17 protein-coding genes are annotated in these 21,093 nt (G+C 62.6%); 12 read left to right on the top strand and 5 right to left on the bottom strand.

Going from position 1 to position 21,093, the window contains the following annotated elements; translation table 11 throughout:
- Positions 1-192 precede the first annotated feature (192 nt).
- A complete protein-coding gene (locus NKJ23_RS17910) occupies positions 193-1,302 on the top strand; it encodes a TRAP transporter substrate-binding protein (protein ID WP_352492671.1) in 1,110 nt (369 codons plus the stop codon).
- Positions 1,303-1,689: 387 nt separating this feature from the next.
- On the opposite strand, the gene NKJ23_RS17905 is transcribed toward NKJ23_RS17910, so the two are convergent.
- From NKJ23_RS17905 to NKJ23_RS17890, 4 genes are all read right to left on the bottom strand, one after another.
- Complete coding sequence (locus NKJ23_RS17905) at positions 1,690-2,715, bottom strand: zinc-dependent alcohol dehydrogenase family protein (protein WP_352681450.1); 1,026 nt, start codon at positions 2,713-2,715, stop codon at positions 1,690-1,692.
- A gap of 16 nt (positions 2,716-2,731) precedes the next feature.
- Positions 2,732-4,510, bottom strand: a complete 1,779-nt coding sequence (locus NKJ23_RS17900) for a TRAP transporter large permease (protein ID WP_352681510.1) — start codon at positions 4,508-4,510, stop codon at positions 2,732-2,734.
- Positions 4,510-5,094: a TRAP transporter small permease subunit gene (locus tag NKJ23_RS17895; RefSeq protein ID WP_352681448.1), complete on the bottom strand. Its 585-nt coding sequence runs from the start codon at positions 5,092-5,094 to the stop codon at positions 4,510-4,512. The genes NKJ23_RS17900 and NKJ23_RS17895 overlap by 1 nt, the downstream gene beginning before the upstream one ends.
- Before the next feature lie 204 nt (positions 5,095-5,298).
- On the bottom strand, positions 5,299-6,204 hold the full coding sequence (locus tag NKJ23_RS17890) for a branched-chain amino acid ABC transporter permease (RefSeq protein WP_352681446.1): 906 nt from the start codon (positions 6,202-6,204) through the stop codon (positions 5,299-5,301).
- A gap of 140 nt (positions 6,205-6,344) precedes the next feature.
- On the opposite strand from NKJ23_RS17890, the gene NKJ23_RS17885 reads away from it, so the two are divergent.
- The 11 genes from NKJ23_RS17885 (at position 6,345) to NKJ23_RS17835 (ending at position 20,050) form a co-directional block, all read left to right on the top strand.
- On the top strand, positions 6,345-6,953 hold the full coding sequence (locus NKJ23_RS17885; protein ID WP_352469881.1) for a CGNR zinc finger domain-containing protein: 609 nt from the start codon (positions 6,345-6,347) through the stop codon (positions 6,951-6,953).
- The gene (locus NKJ23_RS17880; protein ID WP_352452209.1) at positions 6,946-7,476 is read left to right on the top strand and encodes a hypothetical protein; all 531 of its coding nucleotides are present in this window, start codon (positions 6,946-6,948) and stop codon (positions 7,474-7,476) included. Before NKJ23_RS17885 ends, NKJ23_RS17880 begins: the two co-directional genes overlap by 8 nt.
- Before the next feature lie 225 nt (positions 7,477-7,701).
- Complete coding sequence (locus NKJ23_RS17875) at positions 7,702-11,181, top strand: indolepyruvate ferredoxin oxidoreductase family protein (RefSeq protein ID WP_352681444.1); 3,480 nt, start codon at positions 7,702-7,704, stop codon at positions 11,179-11,181.
- Positions 11,182-11,333: 152 nt separating this feature from the next.
- Positions 11,334-13,655 (top strand): putative bifunctional diguanylate cyclase/phosphodiesterase, encoded by a 2,322-nt coding sequence (locus NKJ23_RS17870; RefSeq protein WP_352681442.1) that lies wholly within the window; start codon positions 11,334-11,336, stop codon positions 13,653-13,655.
- 150 nt (positions 13,656-13,805) lie between these two features.
- Positions 13,806-14,588 (top strand): N-acyl amino acid synthase FeeM domain-containing protein, encoded by a 783-nt coding sequence (locus NKJ23_RS17865; RefSeq protein WP_023676258.1) that lies wholly within the window; start codon positions 13,806-13,808, stop codon positions 14,586-14,588.
- Positions 14,589-14,707: 119 nt separating this feature from the next.
- Positions 14,708-14,857 carry a DUF3096 domain-containing protein gene (locus NKJ23_RS17860; protein ID WP_013528205.1) on the top strand — a complete coding sequence of 50 codons (150 nt, stop codon included), beginning with the start codon at positions 14,708-14,710 and terminating at the stop codon, positions 14,855-14,857.
- A 173-nt stretch (positions 14,858-15,030) separates the two neighbouring features.
- Complete coding sequence (locus NKJ23_RS17855) at positions 15,031-15,255, top strand: aa3-type cytochrome c oxidase subunit IV (RefSeq protein WP_023676259.1); 225 nt, start codon at positions 15,031-15,033, stop codon at positions 15,253-15,255.
- 81 nt (positions 15,256-15,336) lie between these two features.
- Positions 15,337-16,611, top strand: a complete 1,275-nt coding sequence (locus NKJ23_RS17850; RefSeq protein ID WP_352681440.1) for a Re/Si-specific NAD(P)(+) transhydrogenase subunit alpha — start codon at positions 15,337-15,339, stop codon at positions 16,609-16,611.
- Positions 16,611-17,033, top strand: a complete 423-nt coding sequence (locus NKJ23_RS17845) for an NAD(P) transhydrogenase subunit alpha part 2 (RefSeq protein WP_502902545.1) — start codon at positions 16,611-16,613, stop codon at positions 17,031-17,033. Before NKJ23_RS17850 ends, NKJ23_RS17845 begins: the two co-directional genes overlap by 1 nt.
- A gap of 6 nt (positions 17,034-17,039) precedes the next feature.
- Positions 17,040-18,437 (top strand): NAD(P)(+) transhydrogenase (Re/Si-specific) subunit beta, encoded by a 1,398-nt coding sequence (locus tag NKJ23_RS17840; RefSeq protein ID WP_352454727.1) that lies wholly within the window; start codon positions 17,040-17,042, stop codon positions 18,435-18,437.
- Between the two features lie 92 nt (positions 18,438-18,529).
- Complete coding sequence (locus NKJ23_RS17835; protein ID WP_352681436.1) at positions 18,530-20,050, top strand: hypothetical protein; 1,521 nt, start codon at positions 18,530-18,532, stop codon at positions 20,048-20,050.
- 99 nt (positions 20,051-20,149) lie between these two features.
- Here the strand turns inward: NKJ23_RS17835 and NKJ23_RS17830 are convergent, their stop codons facing one another.
- Complete coding sequence (locus NKJ23_RS17830) at positions 20,150-21,067, bottom strand: hypothetical protein (protein ID WP_352681434.1); 918 nt, start codon at positions 21,065-21,067, stop codon at positions 20,150-20,152.
- Positions 21,068-21,093 lie beyond the last annotated feature (26 nt).

The raw sequence follows: 21,093 nt of genomic DNA, 5'->3' as shown, positions 1-21,093 counted from the left end.
TAGGCCAGTTAATCGACCTTAGACTATAGTTGCAAGATCTGCCCCAACGCCGTGAATTTCCCCGAAATGCGCCGCTCAAACCGGGCTGCCGTGCTGGACTCGACTCCTTGCCTGTGTATTGTCGGCTCGAAGCCGATCCGGGCGCCGAAGTGTCCCGAATGTCGGTCAGTGGATCCAAAAGGGAGGAACTTCATGGATCGTCGTTCGTTCATCCGCAAAGCCGGCACCGCCGGCGTTGGCGCCGCGGCCGCTGCCGCGACACTTGCCGCGCCGGCCATCGCCCAGTCCAATCCGAAAGTGACCTGGCGGCTGGCGTCGTCCTTCCCGAAGTCGCTCGATACGATCTATGGCGGCGCCGAAGTGTTTTCCAAGATGCTGTCGGAGGCGACCGACGGCAACTTCCAGGTCCAGGTCTTCGCCGCCGGCGAACTCGTTCCCGGCCTGCAGGCCGCCGATGCCACCACTGCCGGCACCGTCGAGGCCTGCCACACCGTGGCATACTATTACTGGGGCAAGGACCCGACCTGGGCGCTGGGAGCGGCGGTTCCGTTTTCGCTCAACGCGCGCGGCATAAACGCCTGGCACTATCATGGCGGCGGCATCGATCTGTTCAACGAGTTCCTGGCGACGCAGGGTCTGTTTGGGCTGCCGGGCGGCAATACCGGCGTGCAGATGGGCGGCTGGTTCCGCAAGGAGATCAAAACGGTCGCCGACCTTTCCGGCCTCAAGATGCGTATCGGTGGTTTTGCCGGCAAAGTGGTGCAAAGGCTCGGCGTGGTTCCTCAGCAGATCGCCGGTGGCGACATTTATCCGGCGCTGGAAAAAGGCACGATCGATGCCGCCGAATGGGTCGGCCCCTATGACGACGAGAAGCTCGGCTTCTACAAGGTTGCGCCCTATTACTACTATCCCGGCTGGTGGGAAGGTGGACCGACTGTCCATCTGATGTTCAACAAGGCGAAATACGACGAACTTTCGCCGGCTTACAAGTCGCTGGTGCATACTGCCGCTCAAGCGGCCGACGCCAACATGCTGCAGAAATACGACTATCTCAATCCGGCGGCGGTTAAGCGGCTGGTTGCCGGCGGTGCCAAGTTGAGCCCGTTCAGCCAGGAGATCATGGCCGCCTGTTTCGAAAAGGCCAACGAAGTCTATGCCGAGATGGAAGCCTCGAACGCGCCGTTCAAGAAGATCTGGGATTCGATCAAGGCGTTCCGCAAGGAGCATTATCTCTGGGCGCAGGTGGCCGAGTACAACTATGACACCTTCATGATGGTCCAGCAGCGCAACAGCAAGCTCTAGAACATTCTGCGACGCCGAGTGGCTCCACTCGGCGTCGCAGAAATGGGCTAAAACAAAGCGGATGCCCGGTTTTATTTGAATGCATTCCGCTCCAGGAAGACGTGGTTCTTGTCAAAGGACCCTGAGCACGCCCCGTGTTCCTTCCTGTCAGCCTCGGACGCACTGACTTCCACCGGTATTCCCGCCCGGAGCATGGCAATAGAACACTGTCGACTTGATGCGGCCACGCATCAGTTGCTGGACCTCACCCGGTTGTAAGCCGGCGTCGGCATAGGTGGCGGGGTCGCCTTTCCCCGGCTTCATCAGCCCGGCTTTATCAGATTGAGGATGAAGCCATCGATGCGACGCAGAACCGCGAAGCCTGCCGGTGGCAACTGGCCCGATGGATCAGCTCTGAGGCACTGCCAGGACTTTGACCTCACCTGGCGCCGGCGGGTTGGCAATGATCGCCACCGCCTCGTCGAGGCTGACTTGTCGTGATATCAGCCGATCTACTTCGATCGCCCCCGAGGCGATAAGATCGGCGGCCCGGCGATGGGTAAAGGGGTTGAGGAAGGAACCCAGGACCTTCAACTCACGGAACAGCAGATCGAACGGTTCGAACGCCACTTTCATGCCTTGCGGCATCACTCCGACGACGACGACGGTGCCGCCCGCTTTGGCCAGCCGCATCGCCTGCTCAACAGTGTCTTTCACGCCGGCGCATTCGAACACCACGTCGACGCCGCCCGGCATGAAACCCGACGGGCCGACGATCGCATCGGTGACATCGAAGGCGCTGGGATCGAGCGTCGCCGTTGCGCCAAATTGCTCGGCAAGAGCCCGCCGCGAGGCCTGACGGGTCGACAAGATAATGGTCGTCGCACCGGCGAGCTTTGCCAGCTGAACGGTGAGCAGGCCGATCACGCCGCCGCCGAGCACCGCGACCGACGAGCCTGGTTTGATCGCGGCAAGGTCCACTCCATGCAGACAGCAGCCGAGCGGCTCGCAGAAAGCACCATGCGTAGGCTTCAGATCGCCTGGCAAGACGAAGGCCTGTTTCTGCGGCAGGACAAGATATTCGGCAAAGCCGCCATCGCGATGGATGCCGATGGCGCGTAGATTGCCGCAGAGATTGACCCGGCCGGCCTGACAATGCTCGCATCGGCCACAGGCAATGTTGGGATCGCCGGTGACGCGGTCGCCGACCGAAAAGCCGGATACGGCAGGTCCGACCGCCTCGACGATGCCGGAGAATTCATGCCCGAGCGTCACCGGCGGCGTGCACGGGAATTCACCATGGAAAAGATGCCTGTCGGTGCCGCAGACGCCGCACGCCTCGATGCGCACCAGCAGATCGTTCGGCCCGGCGGTCGGTTTCTCGACCTCGCACACCGCGAGGCTGCCCACTCGCTCCAACCGAACCGCCTTCATGGCTGCCGGGCCTTCCTCAGTTGAAACTCGGTGGTTGCGACAGATCAATTGCCGGCGCCGCCGGTTTCGCGGGCGGCTTTTCGTCGAAGCTCGGCGGCTGCGACAAATCCGGTGTGGAACGTGAGGCCGGGGCAGTGCCGCCGTTGGCCGGCGGCGTGCCAAGCGGCGACAAGCCGATGCCAGGCGTTTCCGGCACCTGGTAGTTGATGGTGCCAGGATCGACGACAGTGCCTTTGTAGTGCATCACCATCTGCGGGAAGGCGATGGTCAGGCCGATCATGATCACCTGGATGCAGACGAAGGGCACTGCGCCCCAATAGATCTGCCCTGTGGTGACCGGCGCGATCTGCTTGCCGGTGAGTCGGTCGAGATAGGGCACGCGCGCGGCGACCGAGCGCAGATAAAACAGCGCGAAGCCGAAGGGCGGATGCATGAAGGAGGTCTGCATGTTGACGCCCAAAAGCACGCCAAACCAGATCAGGTCGATGCCGAGTTTGTCAGCCGCTGGCGCCAAAAGCGGCACGATGATGAAGGCAAGCTCGAAAAAGTCGAGGAAGAAGGCGAGCACGAAGACGAGGATGTTGACGCCAATCAGGAAACCGACTTCACCGCCCGGCAGCGACGTCAACAGGTGCTCGACCCAGATGTGGCCATTGACGCCGTAGAAGGTCAGCGAGAACACCCGCGCGCCGATCAGGATGAACAGAACGAAGGACGACAGCCTGGTCGTCGAGGCCAGCGCCTGCTTGACCACGTCGAGCGACAGCCGCCCCTTCACCGCCGCCATTGCCAGCGCGCCGACGGCGCCCATGGCGCCGCCTTCCGTCGGCGTGGCGATGCCAAGGAAGATGGTGCCCAACACCAGGAAGATCAGCGCCAGCGGCGGGATCAGCACGATGATCACCTGCTGTGCCAGTCTGGACATCAGGTTGATCTTCAGGCGCTGGTCGACGATCGCCACGACATAGATGAAGATGACGCCGATGGTGGCGCCGAGGATATCGGCGTTGCCGCCATGGTTCGGCGCAAGGTAGCGATACGCCGCATAGGAAACCACCACCGCCGCCAGCAGCGCCGCCAGCAGCGACAGCACGCCGTGGCCAAGCGTGCGGGCCTCAAGCGGCAGTGCCGGCATCGACTTCGGCCGAAAGATCGACATGAGCAGGATGTAGAGCATGTAGATGCCGGTCAAAATGAGCCCGGGGATCAGCGCTCCCTTATACATATCGCCGACCGAGCGGCCGAGCTGGTCGGCCAGGACGATCAGCACCAGTGACGGCGGGATGATCTGGGCGAGCGTCCCGGACGCGGCAATGACGCCGGATGCCAGCCGCCGGTCGTAGCCGTAGCGCAGCATGATCGGCAGCGAAATCAGACCCATGGCAATGACGGAGGCCGCCACCACGCCGGTCGTCGCGGCGAGCAGCGCGCCGACGAAAATCACGGCATAGGCGAGGCCACCACGGACCGGTCCGAACAACTGGCCGATCGTGTCGAGCAGGTCTTCGGCCATGCCGGATCGTTCGAGCACGATGCCCATGAAGGTGAAGAACGGGATCGCCAGCAGCGTGTCGTTCGACATCACCCGGCTGCCATAGAAATTATCCGGCAACGCGTGCAGCAACGGCCAGGCGAGATTGATCGAACCGCCCGAATAGGGCGACAGAAGCACGCCGATGAAGAAGAACATCAGGCCGTTGGCGGCGAGCGAGAAGGCGACGGGGTAGCCGATCAGCAGGAAGACGACCAGCGAGGCGAACATGATCGGCGCCATGTTCTGGGCGATGAACTCGATCACGAGCGCACCTCTTCGGCGAGCGCATTGGCTTCGAGTTCGGCCTGCTCATGCACCGATATGAACGGAGTGGGATCGTCCATCTGGCCGCGTATGATGGCGATTTTCTTGATGATTTCGGAAATGCCCTGCAGCGCGAGCAGAAAAAAGCCGACCAGCAGGATCGCCTTCGCCGGCCAGATGATCAGCCCGCCGGAATTGTTCGACATCTCCCCGCTGCGATACGACAGCGACACATAGGGAACGAAATAGACCACCATCAACGTCACGAACGGCATCAGGAAGAAGACGTGACCGAAAAGGTCGATCCAGTGCTGCACGCGGCGCGAGAACATGCCGTAGACGATATCGATGCGGATATGGTCGTTCTGCTTCAGCGTGTAGGCGGCGGCCAGCATGAAGGCGGCGCCGAACAGATACCATTGCAATTCCAGCCAGGCGTTCGAGGACATGTCGAACACCTTGCGGATGACGGCGTTGGCGGCGCTTACCAGGATCGCCAGCAGGATCAGCCACGAAACCCATTTGCCGATGAATTCGTTCAAACGGTCAATGGTTCTGGAAAGAGCGAGAAGCCCTGCCATGCATTCCTCCCTTGTGTCAGAGCGCGGCGGTTCCCTGTCCGTCGCGTCGCTGTGGACCAACGGTATGCAGTGCGTGGTCCGGCGGGTCAACACGGGACAGCCCGCATAAACACAGTTGTGAGATGACGGGCGGCAAAATGCTGCCGCGTCCTTTGCATGTCCAAGGACATGCGGCGCTTTCACCCAAGCAAAGTCGGGTGCGGCTCAGGCGATCTTCTGTTGGTCGCGGCCGGCGCCGATCAGCACAAGCATGGCGACGAGGAACAGGTACATCCAGCCGTCCCGCCATTCGAGCGGAAAATAGCCGGCCCATAGCGATTCGGCCATGCCGAAAGCGGCGGCGCCCAGTGCCGCCCGCAAAGGCGAAAGATAGCCGCCCACTGCGGTCACGAACAGGATTTTCAACCCGTAGACCAACCCTGTGCCGAAGCTGATGTTACCGTAGTAGAAGGCGGCGAGCACGCCGGCCAGTGCCGCACAAAGGCCGCCGAAAAGCACCGCACGCCGAAACACCGCACGGACATCGACGCCGCACATCGCAGCCGCCCTGGGATCGTCGGATACGGCGCGCCAGCTCCGGCCGAAGCTCGAATATGCGAAGCCCCAAGCAGCCAGCGCTATGGCCGCCAGTACGGCGGCGCAATCGAGCAATTGGATCAGCGTCAACGTCGCCTTGAAGCTGGCATTCTGCGCGAAGACGATGGTCTGGGCCAGCATTGGCGGCAACCATAGGTCATGGGTATCGGCGGCGATGCGGCTGGCTTCCGACAAGACCAGCAATATGCCGAGCGTCGTCACCACGATGGCGTTGGGCGAGCGGTCGGCCAGCGGTACGAAGATACTTCGCGACAGGACATGGCTGAGCAGCGCCGCATAAAGGAACGCCGCAGCTACGCCGAGCGCGACCGATGCAAACAGCGTCAGCCACAGCGCCTGATAGCCGAACGCCGCGGTGAGGATCATCGTATGCCCGCAAAAGGCGAACAGCGCGCCATAGGCAAGATTGGTACGGTGCAGGATGCCGTTGGTCAGCACGTAGCCGAAGGCAAGCAATGCGTAGAGCGCGCCCGAATGCAGCCCGTTCAGAACCTGCTGGAAGAAATAGAGCATGCAAGACCCTCTATGCATGCCCCGCAATCGGGGCAGAGGTTTGGGACGAACGATATTCTCAGTACGGCGATCGCCTCAGTGACGAGCGTTGCACCCGAAATCTAACTTGTCAAACGCGAGTTATCAGTTAGATTCGCCATATGACAGTATCCTGGACTCCGCACCGCTTTACCGGTGGCATGCTGGCGCTCGATACGGCGAACACCGTCGTTTTGCGGAACGATCCGGAGAAAACTTTCGACCGTTTCGACGATCCGGCCGAGATCGCCCGCTTTGCCGAAGCGGCGAGTGCCTTTCGCGCCGCCGAGCTCGGCGGCAGGCGGCTCGTAGCGCCGGCGCCTGAAAAGATCGCACCGGTGGTGCTGTCGATCCGCGAGACGACCGATCGGCTGTTTCGCGGCGCGGTATCGAAAGGTGCGATCGCGACCGGCGATATGCCGAAATTCTTGGAAGCCTGCGCCGATGGCCTCGCTCATAGCCGCACCGAAATCGGCACGCCTGGAAAACCGTTCGGTGATCCGGCGACGCCGATTGCCTTCGAGGCCGCGCTTGCGGTCTCGGCGCTGTCGCTGCTGCGTAGCGACACCATCGCCAGGCTGCGGATATGTCCGAACTGCAGCTGGCTGTTTGTCGACAAAAGCCGCAATTCCAGCCGCCTCTGGTGCGACATGGCGGTGTGCGGCAACCGCCAGAAGGCAAACCGACACTATCGCCGCCGGACCGCGGCCAGGGAGGTCACCAATGTCTAGAAGATTCTCACGCGCGATGATTGTCGTCGCGGCGTTGTTCGCGGCGGCCGCGCTCGGCGCCTGCCGTGATTCCGGCAAGGACCAGCTGTTCGCCATTTCCGGCAAGCTGTTCGAGTTCAACTACCGGCTGGGTATCGCCACCTATGTCATCACCCTCAATCCGCTGCGGCCGGTGGGTGAGGGGCAGGTCGCTGTGGTCTCCTTCCAGAACCCGGCCGGTGGTGATCCGATCATCGTCACCCAGAAAATATGGCCGAAGCTGCCGCATGTGACGCTCACCAGCCCGCCGCTTACCTGCGTTGTCAAGGACAAGCCCTATGCGGTGTCGATCCGCATCGAGGATTCCAGCGGCAAGTTGCTGCAGAGTTTCGCGACCACTCTGACGTCCTCGCTCGACCAGTCGGTCCTGCCCGACCGGCCTCTGGTGGTCGGGCCAGTCTACGAGCTCAACAAGGACTTGGCCGGCCATGTCGACGGCAAGCTGCCCGGTGAACCGAAGCCCAGTTGCCCAAAGGCTGCATGATGCATCACCAACGGCGCTGACCGCCGCCGGAATTTTTCATGCTCGGCCATCCTCCCCGACAGGCGTTTCGTGGCGCCACACGGCCGCGCACGGATCGTTTGTTGCGGACCGCCTGGCACCTTCGATTTTGTTTGACCTCCCCGGCAAGGGAAGAAAGACTGTGGGCACTCGACTCCGACGTTGGCCGCGCACCTCCAGGCGCGGCCTCCGCACAGGAAATGCCTGATGACGCTGCACAATGTCGCGCTCGACGACAAGTTCGACCTGGCAAAGGAGCGCATCTTCCTGTCGGGTGCCCAGGCAGTCATCCGCATGCTTCTGATGCAGCGCGAGCGCGACCGCCGGGCTGGCCTGAACACCGCCGGTTTCGTCTCCGGCTATCGCGGCTCGCCGCTCGGCGGCCTCGACATGCAGCTGTGGAAGGCCAGGAACCAGCTCGCGCAGTCGGACATCGTCTTCCAGCCCGGTCTCAACGAGGAGCTCGCCGCCACCGCCTGCTGGGGCTCGCAGCAGGCCGAATTGCTGGGCGAGGGTACCCATGACGGCGTTTTTTCGGTCTGGTACGGCAAGGGTCCGGGCGTCGACCGCTCCGGCGACGTGTTCCGCCACGCCAATCTCGCCGGGTCGTCGAAACATGGCGGCGTGCTGGCCCTGATGGGTGACGACCACATGGCCGAATCCTCGACCAACGCGCATGCCACCGAGTTCCTGTTCGTCGACACCATGGTGCCGATCCTTAATCCGGCCGGCGTCCAGGAGATCATCGACTACGGCCTCTACGGCTTTGCCATGTCGCGTTTTGCCGGCACCTGGGCGGCGATCAAATGCGTCAAGGACAACATCGAATCGACAGCCTCGGTCGATGCCGCGCTCGACCGGCTAGATATCGTCATCCCGGACTTCGACATGCCGCCCGGCGGCCTCAACATCCGTAACGAGATCGACATGCTCGGCCAGGAGGAGCGGCTGCATGAATACAAGCGCGCCGCCGCTTCAGCGTTCATCCACGCCAATGGGCTGAATCGGATCGTCTATTCGGGCGGCACCAGCGCCAAGCTTGGCATCGTCACCATCGGCAAGAGTTATCTCGATGTTCGCCAGGCGCTGGAGGATATCGGCGTCGACGAAGCGGCCGCCAGTCGCATCGGTATCAGGCTGTTCAAGGTCGGCTGCCCGTGGCCGCTCGACCTGCAACACATCGCCGACTTTGCTCGCGGCCTCGATACCATCGTCGTCGTCGAGGAGAAACGCTCGCTGATCGAGGTGCAACTGCGCGAGAACCTTTACGGCACCGCGACGCAGCCGCTCATCGTCGGCAAGAAGGACGAGCGCGGCGACTGGCTGTTCCCGGCCAAGGGCGCGCTCGACCCCAACGATATTGCCATCGCGCTCGGCGAGAGGATTTTGCGAACGATCGGCCCGTCGGAAGAAATCGCCGCGCGGGTGGCGAAGTTGCGCCAGTTCCAGGCGATGCTGGCCGACACGTCAGACATCGCCTCGCGCACGCCCTTCTTCTGCTCCGGCTGCCCACACAATTCCTCGACCAAGGTGCCGGACGGCTCGCTCGCCGCCGCCGGAATCGGCTGTCATTTCATGGCGCTGTGGATGGACCGCAACACCGTCGGCTTCACCGCCATGGGCGGCGAGGGCGCGCAGTGGGTCGGCCAGGCGCCGTTCTCGAAGCGCGAGCACATCTTCCAGAATCTGGGCGATGGCACTTACAACCACTCGGGTGTGCTGGCGATCCGCTTCGCGCTGTCGACCGACGCCAACATCACCTACAAGATCCTCTACAATGACGCCGTTGCGATGACGGGCGGGCAGCCGCACGAGGGCGGCCTGACGGTTGACATGATCGCAAGGCAGGTGCGCGCCGAGGGCGTGGAGCGCATCGCCATCGTCACCGACGAGCCGGACAAATATACCGGCAAGGTGGAATTTCCCGCCGGCGCCACCATCCATCACCGCGACGACCTCGATCTCGTCCAGCGCGAGTTGCGTTCGGTCAAAGGCGTCTCGGTGCTGCTCTACGACCAGACCTGCGCCGCCGAGAAGCGTCGCCGCCGCAAGCGCGGCACCTTCCCCGATCCCGACAAGCGTATCTTCATCAACGAGCTGGTCTGCGAAGGCTGCGGCGATTGCGGCGTGCAGTCGAATTGCGTCTCGATCCAGCCGGTCGAGACCGAATTCGGCCGCAAGCGCAAGATCGACCAGTCGAGCTGCAACAAGGACTTCTCTTGCGTCAACGGTTTCTGCCCCTCCTTCGTCACTGTCCACGGCGCCAAAATCAGGAAAGCCGAAGGCATAGCCGGCGCGGCCGACCCGCTCGCGGGGGTGCCGGCGCCGGCGCAATTTACGCTCGGTGAACAAGGCTGGGCGGCGATCATCGACGGTGTCGGCGGCACCGGCGTCGTCACAATAGGCGCGGTGCTCGGCATGGCCGCGCACCTGGAAGGCAAGGGCTGCGGCATGATCGACATGGCCGGCCTCGCCCAGAAGGGCGGCTCGGTGTTCACCCATGTCCGCATCGCCAGCACGCCGGACGACATCCACGCCATTCGGGTATCGGCCGGCAAGGCCGATCTCGTGCTCGGCTGCGATCTCGTCGTTTCGGGTGCCAAGAAGGTGTTGGCCGCGGTGCGCGAAGGCCATACCATCTTCCTCGCCAACACTGCCGAGATCATGCCGGGCGAGTTCGCCCGATCGGCCGATTTCTCGCTGCCCGTCGAGCGGCTGAAGAAAGCGATAAGAACGGCCGCGGGCGACGACAGGACGCATTTCTTCGACGCTACCCGCACCGCCACTGCGCTGTTCGGCAGCTCGCTTGGCGCCAACATGTTCATGCTCGGCTTCGCCTTCCAGCACGGCGGCTTGCCGCTGTCGGCGGAGGCGGTCGAGAAGGCGATCGAGCTCAACGGCGAGGCGGTAGCGATGAATATCGCGGCATTTCGCTGGGGCCGCCGCGCCGCCCACCAGCCGGATTTCGTGCGCAGCCTTCTCGCCCAGCCGGGCAAGGCCACGCAGCATGCCGCCATTGCCGAGACGCTGGACGATATAATTGCTCGCCGCGTCGCCTTCCTGACCGCCTATCAGAACGCCGCCTATGGCAAGCGCTATGCCGACAGACTGGCGGCGCTGCGCAAGGCCGAAACCAATGCTGTGCCCGGTTCGACCGTGGTGACCGAGGCTGCCGCAAAGAACCTGTTCAAGCTGATGGCGATCAAGGACGAATACGAGGTGGCGCGGCTTTATACGGACGGCTCCTTTGCCGCAGAGCTCGCAAAGCAGTTCCAGAGCTACGGCAAGCTTGAATTCCATCTCGCACCGCCGATCATGGGCAGGCGCGGCAGTGACGGGAAGCCGAAGAAATCGAGCTTTGGCCCGTGGATGATGAACGGGTTCCGCCTGCTGGCGGCGATGAAGGGCCTGCGCGGCACCGCTTTCGACCTGTTCGGCTACAGCGCCGAGAGGCGTATGGAGCGGCAGCTTCTTGCCCTCTATGAAGCCGACCTGGAGCTTGTCGCCGGCGCGCTGGCGCCGGGCAAGATCGAGGTTGCTGCCGCGCTTGTTTCGGTACCGGCGCTCATCCGCGGCTTTGGCCACGTCAAGCAGGCCAGTGCCGAAAAAGCCGCCGGCGAACGCCAGCGTCTGCTCGACCGCCTCTCGACGGCGCCGCTGCGGCCGCAACTTCAAGCCGCCGAATAATTCAGCGCTGTGATACGCCTTGTTTACCTGAACTGTAGTTTCCCTGCTTCCGCTGCGTCACCAATGAATGCCAATAGAGCCCGAACCGCTGCTCTAAACCTTTCTTAAGGCCAATGTGACACTGCTGGGTTCCCCAGGGTTGGGATCCAGGCGTGAATCTGAGACGAAAAAACGAGATTCCGGTCGACGTTTACATTCCGTTCGTGGAAACGCTGTTTCGCGACGGGTTCACGCTGTCGATCGGCCTTGTTGCGCAGACGCTCCTCGTCATTCTGGTCTATTGGAAGACCATGGACTTGGCGTATCTTCTAGTTGCCGCTGGGCTCATCATTGTCGGTACTCTGCGCCTTCGCAACATCCGAAAATACGGGCGACTTCCTTCCCCGACGACGTGGGAAGAAGCCCATGATCGCGAAAACGATTACATAATTTTCGGTTCGATGCATGGTTTCATGCTTGGCGCGTTCTGTTTCGTCAGTATCTATCTGGCAAATGACAGCCACGACAACTATGCCGAAATAGCCTCTGTCTGCGTCACTCTGGCATCGGTCACGTCGATTGCCGGCCGCAATTATGGGTCGCCGCGCATGGTCATGATTTTTATCATAACCACCACATGGCCCATATCGCTTGGCTTTATCCTGCGCGGCGATATCTACCACATTATCCTCGGTCTGATGTCGGCCCCTTTTCTGTTTGCGATCAAGCGGTTCGCCGACATCGTCCGCGAAGTCCTGTTTACCGCCCTGTCGGAGGAAAAGAAGGCGAACCGCATCGCGCAGCGTTTCAACCGCGCGCTCAACACCATGTCGCATGGCCTTGTCATGCTTGGTCCCGACGGCCGGGTGGCGGTGGCCAATGCCGAAGCCGCCCACCTGATGTCGCTCAAATCGGCCGATGCGCTGCTAGGCCGCTCGATCCACGGTCTGCTGATGCGCGGCGCTGCAGGCGGCATGCTGGCGCCGAAAGATTGCCGTTACATCGAAGCCCAGCTGACGCGTGCGTTGCGCGAGGGCCGCGACCGCAAGGTCCTGGTCTCGCTCACCAACGGCCAGCACTATGAATTTTCGGCGCGCGAAGGCAGCCAGGAACTGGGCGTCGTCACTTTCGAGGATGTGACCGCCCGGGTCGAGGCGGAAGACAAGATCCGCTTCATGGCGCGCTACGACAGTCTCACCGGCCTGCCCAACCGCGCCTACTTCCACGAGTTGGTGGTGGAAGCCATGGCCTCAGGGGATCCCGAGCGTCTCAGCGGGCTGGTGGTGCTCGATCTTGATGATTTCAAGAGCGTCAACGACACGCTCGGCCATCCGGTCGGCGACGGATTGATCTACGCCGTTGCCGAGCGGCTGGCGGCAGTCGCTGGGCCAGGCATCACCGTCAGCCGCTTCGGCGGCGACGAGTTCATGATCTTCTTCGAGCGCATCGAGGATGAAAGCCACCTGGCCGGCCAGGTTGATGAGATCTTTGTCAATCTACAGGGCGAGGTCGATGTCGCCGGCCACGGATTACGCATCCAGGCCAGCGGCGGCGCGGTGCTGTCGCGGGTCAAGGATACCGACGTCGACGCCATGATCGTCAAAGCCGACCTTGCACTCTACAAGGCCAAGGAGCTTGGCAAGAACGGTTGGCGGCTGTTCGAGGCCTCCATGGATGCTGCCTTCCGCAGCCGTCAGCTGATGAAGGCGGACCTGCGCAGCGCCGTGGAAAACAACGAATTGCGGGTGGTCTATCAGCCGATCGTGGCGATGAGCACGATGCGTATCGCCAGTTGCGAAGCGCTGTGCCGCTGGGATCATCCCGATCTCGGGCCGATTTCCCCCGGTATCTTTATTCCGCTGGCGGAGGAAATGGGGATTATTTCCGACATCAGCACCTTCGTCCTGCATGCGGCCTGCACGGAATGCGCCAAATGGCCGGCCCAGACCAGCGTGTCGGTCAATCTCTCGGCCAAGGATTTCCGCAACCGTGATGTCATCCAGAAGGTTCGCGACGCGCTGGCTGAATCCGGTCTCTCCGCCGGGCGTCTGGAGATCGAGGTCACCGAGACGGCGCTGCTCGACGACAAGTCGCTGACACGCCAATATATCGAGGAGTTGAAGCGGCTCGGCGTGCGCATTGCGCTCGACGATTTCGGTACCGGGTATTCGAGCCTCAGCTATCTCCACAAACTGCCGCTCGACAAAATCAAGATCGACCGCTCGTTCCTGATGGATGTCACTCAGAACAGCCGGTCGCTCGAATTGCTCAAGGGCATCGTCAACCTGTCACGGCCGCTGGGACTTTCGGTTACCGTCGAAGGTGTCGAGACCTTCGAACAGCTCAAGATCCTGGCATTGCAGGTCAAGCCGGACCTGGTCCAGGGCTTTCTGTTCGGGTCGGCACTCAGCGCGTCCGGCATCGAGACGATGTCGAGCACCGTCTGGCCCTTCGCCAAGGACATCCAGACGGCAAGGAAGGCGCCGCGGCGCTGACTTCGCGCTGAAAAACCGCGTATTTTAGTATAATTTTATTAATTATTAACCTTAACGAGCGGTAAACGAGCTCCTACTTATTTTCATCTTTACATCTCATGACCCGTCCGTAGTGTCGGCTGGTGGCGGTAATCGCGGGGAATAGAGTTCATGTGTGCCCAGTTGAGTTCGCTCGGCCATGCGGCGGGCGCTGGTGGGAAAGATGCGTCCGAGACCATGTCCAGCTTCGCGCAACATGTTTATGCGCTGCTTGACCGGACGGAGTACCGACGCTGTGAAAGCGGCGAGGACTTCGAAAGCATTTACAGGCTGCGCTACAATTCCTATCGGATGAACGATCTGGTGCCCGAGAATGCGTCCCGTCAGGTCCATGACGAGTTTGACGAACTGCCCAATTGCCATACGTTCGGAATCTACATCGAGGGGCGGCTGGTCAGCACAATGCGCCTGCATAACGTGTCTGCTGATAACGCCACATCACCAGCGCTCAGCGTCTACAAGGACTTGTTGATGCCGCGTCTGGCGGCCGGCGAAGTCTTTATCGACCCGAGCCGTTTTGCCGTGGACGCCGAATGGTCACGGCTTTACCCGCAGATCCCGTATGTGACGCTGCGCCTTGCGGGCATGGCTTGCTTCCATTTCGGCGCGCCTTATTGCATATCCATGATCCGCGAGGACCATGCGGCTTTCTACAAGCGCATCTATCGGGCGCGACCGATTGGCGATGCGCGGCCCTATGCCGGCGTGATCAACTGTTTCGCGCTGCTTTATCAAGCCGATGTCCTGGCGATCAAGAATGAAACCTACGCTCGCTTTCCGTTCTTCCGTTCGACGCCAATGGAGCAGCGCATGTTGTTCGATACGCCCGGTGCCGGCGAACTCGCGCCGCTGACCATCCTGCCCACCGCCAAGTATTTTCGCGAAGCCGCCTGAACGAGCCCATGGAGCCTTCCGGTTGCTTCGGCGTTCTGGGCAAGGGTGCTGGTGGTAGGTCGGCATGGCCGGCATCCGCCAAGCATCGCTTCGATAGCGATCCGATCAAAGGAACCGATATGACCATTTCCACGCTCGCCCTTACCCCGCTTATCTCGCTGATTGCAGGCGTGCTGATCCTGGTGATGCCGCGGCTGCTCAATTATATCGTCGCCCTTTATCTGATCGTTGTCGGCCTGCTCGGTCTGTTCCCGCATCTCGCCGGCTAACGACATCGGCAATAGCGGACCTGCCATCCATTGTGATTGGTATCGCCGCGCTTCGCGCAGCGATTTCAAGTTTTGCTTGAGATTGTTGGCTGCGGCGATGCGGCAATAGCGCCATTGCCCTTAACGCGGCTTTTCGCTATGTGCCTGAAAGATGTCTTCGAAGGGGTATTCCAATGGCTGAACACACGCCGACCGGTCCTGTCGAACTAGGCGCGAAGATGGACTATGCCGAGCACGACCGCACCTATGCCGGCTTTGTGATGCTGGCCAAATATGGGTCGCTATTTTGCGCCGCCGTGCTTCTTGCCATGGCGTTCGGCTTCTTTGTGGGCGGCTTCTTCTCGGGGACTATCCTATTCGTGCTGATCCTGGCCATCGGCGCCTTTATTCTCCGATAACTCCTCCAACCTTTGTCGAAGGCGCCGCCGGGGTCGGTCGATGTCTTGCGGTAACAGGGTTCCGGCCGAAAGGATCATGCGGTGGGACAGACGGTTTTCATCCCTCGTGAGCTCGACGCGAACGAGCCGCGCGTCGCGGCCTCGCCCGACACGGTGAAACGGCTGGCGGCGCTGGGTTTCGGCGTGATTGTCGAAACCGGCGCCGGCACGGCGTCGCGCATTCCCGACGAGGAGTTCGCCCGGGTGGGCGCCGCGATCGGCAAGGCCGGCGATGCAGCCAGGGCTGATGTGGTGCTGAAGGTGCGCCGCCCCACGGACGCCGAGCTGAAGGGCTATAAGTCCGGCGCCGCTGTCATCGCGATCATGGATCCCTACGGCAACGACGCTGCCGTCGCAGCCCTTGCCAGGGCCGGTGTTACTGCCTTCTCCATGGAGTTCATGCCGCGCATCACCCGCGCCCAGTCGATGGACGTTCTATCCAGCCAGGCCAACCTCGCCGGCTATCAGGCGGTGATCGACGCGGCTGCCGAATATGACCGGGCGTTGCCGATGATGATGACGGCGGCCGGTACCGTACCGGCAGCGAAGGCGTTCGTCATGGGCGTCGGCGTCGCCGGTCTGCAGGCCATCGCCACCGCGCGCCGCCTCGGCGCCGTGGTCACCGCCACCGACGTGCGCCCGGCCGCCAAGGAGCAGGTCGCCTCGCTCGGCGCAAAATTCCTGGCCGTCGAGGACGAGGAGTTCAAGGCGGCCGAGACGGCCGGCGGCTACGCCAAGGAAATGTCGAAGGAATACCAGGCCAAGCAGGCGGCGCTGACCGCCGAGCACATCGCCAAGCAGGACATCGTCATCACCACCGCGCTGATCCCCGGCCGTCCGGCGCCGAAGCTGGTCTCGGCGGCAATGGTCGCCTCGATGAAACCCGGCTCTGTGATCGTCGACCTCGCGGTCGAGCGCGGCGGCAATGTCGAGGGCGCCGTGCCCGGGCAGGTGGCGACCACGGCCAACGGGGTAAAGATCGTCGGCCATCTCAACGTTCCCGGTCGCGTCGCCGCCTCCGCTTCGCTTCTCTATGCCAGGAACCTCTATGCCTTCCTCGAGACGCTGGTCGACAAGGCGGCGAAGACGCTTGCCATCAACCACGACGACGAACTGGTCAAGGCGACGATGCTGACCGATGCTGGCAAGATCGTGCATCCGGCTTTCGCAAAGGCTGAGCAGGAGCCGTCAAAGGGCCACTATGTCGAACCACCGGCCATTCCGGCCAGGACGATGGTTGCCGAGGCTTCGGCGAAGCCGGCTGCGAAGAAAACGGCCGCTTCGAGGAAGCCCAAGACCACCGGAGGGATCGCGTGATGGATCAGACTCTGCAGAAAGCCCTCGACCAGCTCGACCAGGCGACAGCTGCCGTGCGGCTCGCGGTGCAGAACCTGGCGGCCGCGCCCGGCACCGAGGCGGCGGGTGAAGCCGCTCACGCGCTGTCCGGCGGTGCCATCGATCCCTTCGTCTTTCGCTTCGCCATCTTTGTGCTGGCGATCTTCGTCGGCTACTACGTCGTGTGGTCCGTCACGCCGGCACTGCACACGCCGCTGATGGCGGTCACCAACGCCATTTCCTCCGTCATCGTCGTCGGCGCGCTGCTGGCCGTCGGCATCTCGGCCTCAGGGCTTGCCACCGGCTTCGGCTTCGTTGCGCTGATGCTGGTATCGGTCAACATCTTCGGCGGCTTCCTCGTCACCCAGCGCATGCTGGCCATGTACAAGAAGAAGGAAAAGTAGGCCGCTATGAACGCCAACTTCGCCTCCTTTCTCTATCTGGTCTCCGGCATCCTGTTCATCCTGGCATTGCGCGGCCTGTCGCACCCGACCACCAGCCGCCAGGGCAACATGTACGGCATGATCGGCATGGGCATCGCCATCGCCACGACGCTGGCGCTGGCGACCCCTTCGGCCGGGCGCTTCGGCCTCATAGTGCTCGGGCTGCTGATAGGCGGCTCGGCCGGTGCGGTCACGGCACGGCGCATTGCCATGACCTCGATGCCGCAGCTGGTCGCCGCCTTCCACTCGCTGGTCGGTCTTGCCGCGGTCATGGTGGCGGCCGCCGCCATCTATGCACCGGAAAGCTTCGGCATCGGCACCGTCGCCGATATTCATGCCCAGGCACTGATCGAGATGAGCCTCGGCGTTGCCATAGGTGCCATCACCTTCACCGGCTCGGTCATCGCCTTTTTGAAGCTCGACGGCCGCATGTCGGGCAAGCCGATCATGATCGGTGGCCGCCACTTCATCAACGCGGCCCTGGGAATTGCGCTGATCGTGCTGATCGTGCTGCTCGTCACCGCCGAGTCCAAGGTGGTGTTCTGGCTGATCGTTGCCGCCTCGCTGGTGCTGGGTGTGCTTCTCATCATCCCGATCGGTGGCGCCGATATGCCGGTGGTCGTGTCGATGCTGAATTCCTATTCGGGCTGGGCCGCGGCCGCCCTGGGCTTCACGCTCGGCAATCTGGCGCTGATCATCACCGGCGCGCTGGTCGGCTCGTCGGGCGCCATCCTGTCTTACATCATGTGCAAAGGCATGAACCGGAGCTTCATCTCGGTCATCCTCGGCGGCTTCGGCGGCGAGACATCAGCCATTGCCAACGACGGCATCGAGCGCACGGTCAAGCAGGGCTCGGCCGAGGATGCCGCCTATCTGATGATGAATGCTCAAAAGGTCATCATCGTGCCGGGCTACGGCATGGCCGTCGCCCAGGCGCAGCACGCGCTGCGCGAGATGGCCGACAAGCTCAAGGCCAACGGCGTCGACGTCAAATACGCCATCCACCCGGTTGCCGGCCGCATGCCCGGCCACATGAACGTGCTCTTGGCCGAAGCCAACGTGCCTTATGACGAAGTGTTCGAGCTGGAGGACATCAACTCTGAGTTCGCGCAGGCCGACGTCGCCTATGTCATCGGGGCCAATGACGTCACCAATCCCTCGGCTCGTGACGACAAGTCCTCACCTATCTACGGCATGCCAATCCTCGACGTCGACAAGGCGCGCACTTGCTTGTTCGTCAAGCGCTCGCTCGGCTCCGGCTATGCCGGCATCGACAACACGCTGTTCTACAAGGACGGCACCATGATGCTGCTCGGCGACGCCAAGAAGATGACCGAGGAGATCGTCAAAGCGATGGATCACTGAAACGGCGTCGCTGCCAACTCACTGCCGATCGTCGAATACAGCCCGGCTCCGCGCCGGGCTTTTTCTTGGCTGTTACCGGTTCTGAAGCTACGATGCCGACCCGTCGTCTTGCTAACGGCGTCATCGTGGAGGTGCTGGTGCCCGACCCTGGTTCTGCTGCATCGCCGGCCGCCGATCTGACCGCAGCAGAGAAGGCGCCACGCAAGCGCAGCCAGGCGGTAGTGGTCGTGCACGGCATGGGCGAGCAGCGGCCCATGGACACGTTGAGGGAGTTTGTCCAGGCCGTATGGAGCCACGATCCGGCCCGTGCACCGTTCTATGCCCATGTCCCCGATCCGGCCGACCCGATGGGTGCGAAGATCAACCAGAGCTGGATCACGCCCGACAGCCGGACCAATTCGCACGAACTCCGCCGGATCACCACGCCCTATGATGTCGATGGCCGCCGCACCGATTTCTACGAGCTTTACTGGGCCGACATCACCCAGGGCACGACCCGAAGCCGCCTTGCTGCCTGGGTGACGACCCTGCTCTGGCGCAAGCCGGCCGATATTCCGCGCGATATGCTCAAACTCTATGTCGTCACGCTTTTGGCCACCATCGTCGTCCTCGGCGCGGCGCTGGCGCTCGCAACGTCGACCTGGCAAGGCTACATCTCCTGGACGACCGGTGTGCTTGTCACGGTTCTGGCGTCGTTCGTCATCTGGTCGGTGGACCAGTTTGGCTTGCCTTATTTCGGCGACGTCGCCGCCTATGTGCGGGCCGAAGCGGCAACGGTCGAGAAGCGGGCGCTGGTCCGCGAGCGTGGCCTCAAGCTGCTGAAGCGTCTCATGATGGACGATGCCTATGACCGCATCGTGCTGGTCTCGCACAGCCTCGGGTCGATCATCGCCTATGATCTGTTGCAGATATTGTGGGCCGATTTCAGGCCTAGAAAGTTGGAAGCCATTCGCGACAAAGCGAGGCTGAAGGCGATCCACGCCGTCGACAAGGCGACGCTGGCCGCCGATGCCTCCGCTTGGCCCGACAGCCTCGACGACCTCCCCGCATTCCGGCGCAGCCAATGGGAGCTCTACCGGCAGCTTCGCGTCGGCGACGCCGATCATCCGCTGCCGTGGAAGATCAGCGATTTCGTCACGCTCGGCAGTCCGCTGACCCACAGCGAGTTTCTGGTGACCTACAACCTCGCCGAATTTAGGCGCGGCATCGCCGAGCGCCTGTTTTCGGCATGCCCGCCGATCGCCGACAGGGCGGCGGGCGGGACCATGCTCTACCAGGAAGGGCGCAGCCATTCCGGCAAGCCGCAGCGGGCGGTGCATCATGGCGCGGTGTTTGCCGCGACGCGCTGGACCAATATTTTCGACAGGGGCAATGGCTGGCTGACCGGCGACCCGATTTCAGGGCGGATGACGGAAAATTTTGGTCCCGGCGTGGAAAACATCCAGGTCGAGCTGCGCGGCTCGGGCGGCCGCGTCTTCACGCACAGGCTCTACTGGTCGCTGACGGCGAGCGGCGTCGAGGTCAACGCGCCGGCCGGCGTACAGCCGCGCTCGCACCTTGCCGTGCTGCGCGATGCGGTCGATCTCGGCCGCAAACTGGAAGCTGAGCTGTAGGCGGCGAGCAGCGCACGACAATGCCGCGGCGGCAGTTCAAGGCAAGGTCCCCTTCGGGCGTAATCTTCCCGAAGCGGACCGAGCTCGCTCAGTCACCGATCAACGATTGGTCAGGAAAATCGCTTCCTCGTCGTCGCGCTGCCTGCCGCCAAGTGCTGCAGCCGCGCTGGCAATGAAGGCCCCGACGACCAGCGACAGCGCGCCAATCAGCGAGAAGGTGGCGCCTGCCTTTCTGGCAGTGTCGGCCGCCTGCTGGGCCTTGACCTTGGCGTCCTGCGCTCTGGCGATTACCGCATCGACGCGAGCGGTGGCATCCGCTTCGGACAGGCCTGTGCGGGCGGCCACCAGCCGCGACAGATAGGTCTTGTCGTCGGCCGATATTTCGCCTGCTGCGGCACTCGCGATCAGAATGCGCGATGCCTGCGCCGTTGCCGCGGCGTCGCTCTCCGGATTGGCGGCAGCGAGCCTTGCCGGATCGGCCGGGCGGAACAGCGTATCGACGAAATACGATGTGGCGTTGTCAGTCGAGGCGCTACCCGCGTTTGCAGCAGCACCTGCCGAAGCGCCCATTGCCGCGCCCGATGCCACAGTCGAAGCAGCCTGGACACCGGTACCTATCGCGGCCGAAAGCGCCGTGCCGAGCACGCCGGCGACGAGCAGCGTCGCTAGCGCCCAGGCCAGGAAGCCGTGAGCGGTATCGCGGAAGAAGACTTCATCGGTGTGGATGCCGACCCATTTGGTGCGCAGGCGTCCGGCGAGGTAGCCGCCCAGGGCCGACGACAGCCACTGCACGACGATCAGCCAGACGGCGGTGGAAACGGCGAAAGTGGTGACTGACGCACCCGAGCCGGACCATGGCGACACCATGCTCAGCCCAAGCCCGGAGCCGAGCAGCATCAAGATGAAGGTAAGCGTTGACGCAGCAAAGGCGCCGGCGACGATTGGCCCCCAGCTGACAGCAGTGGAAGCGGATTCCGTCGGGGCGGAAACGTCGACAGCTGTTACGGTGGACTGCATCGAAGCCTCCCTACCGTGCGAACAGC

It is taken from the genome of Mesorhizobium sp. M0184 (assembly GCF_040322215.1).
Taxonomy (GTDB): Bacteria; Pseudomonadota; Alphaproteobacteria; order Rhizobiales; family Rhizobiaceae; genus Mesorhizobium.
This window is presented reverse-complemented; position numbering and strand designations above follow the sequence as displayed.

Bases quoted from the DNA above. Each gene is read 5' to 3' on its own strand.
- NKJ23_RS17845 (WP_502902545.1), top strand. From the start codon at position 16,611: ATGGATCAGACTCTGCAGAAAGCCCTCGACCAGCTCGACCAGGCGACA.
- NKJ23_RS17880 (WP_352452209.1), top strand. From the start codon at position 6,946: ATGTCTAGAAGATTCTCACGCGCGATGATTGTCGTCGCGGCGTTGTTC.
- NKJ23_RS17885 (WP_352469881.1), top strand. From the start codon at position 6,345: ATGACAGTATCCTGGACTCCGCACCGCTTTACCGGTGGCATGCTGGCG.
- NKJ23_RS17895 (WP_352681448.1), bottom strand. From the start codon at position 5,094: ATGGCAGGGCTTCTCGCTCTTTCCAGAACCATTGACCGTTTGAACGAA.
- NKJ23_RS17855 (WP_023676259.1), top strand. From the start codon at position 15,031: ATGGCTGAACACACGCCGACCGGTCCTGTCGAACTAGGCGCGAAGATG.
- NKJ23_RS17890 (WP_352681446.1), bottom strand. From the start codon at position 6,204: ATGCTCTATTTCTTCCAGCAGGTTCTGAACGGGCTGCATTCGGGCGCG.
- NKJ23_RS17905 (WP_352681450.1), bottom strand. From the start codon at position 2,715: ATGAAGGCGGTTCGGTTGGAGCGAGTGGGCAGCCTCGCGGTGTGCGAG.
- NKJ23_RS17835 (WP_352681436.1), top strand. From the start codon at position 18,530: ATGCCGACCCGTCGTCTTGCTAACGGCGTCATCGTGGAGGTGCTGGTG.
- NKJ23_RS17830 (WP_352681434.1), bottom strand. From the start codon at position 21,067: ATGCAGTCCACCGTAACAGCTGTCGACGTTTCCGCCCCGACGGAATCC.
- NKJ23_RS17840 (WP_352454727.1), top strand. From the start codon at position 17,040: ATGAACGCCAACTTCGCCTCCTTTCTCTATCTGGTCTCCGGCATCCTG.
- NKJ23_RS17865 (WP_023676258.1), top strand. From the start codon at position 13,806: ATGTGTGCCCAGTTGAGTTCGCTCGGCCATGCGGCGGGCGCTGGTGGG.
- NKJ23_RS17860 (WP_013528205.1), top strand. From the start codon at position 14,708: ATGACCATTTCCACGCTCGCCCTTACCCCGCTTATCTCGCTGATTGCA.
- NKJ23_RS17910 (WP_352492671.1), top strand. From the start codon at position 193: ATGGATCGTCGTTCGTTCATCCGCAAAGCCGGCACCGCCGGCGTTGGC.
- NKJ23_RS17875 (WP_352681444.1), top strand. From the start codon at position 7,702: ATGACGCTGCACAATGTCGCGCTCGACGACAAGTTCGACCTGGCAAAG.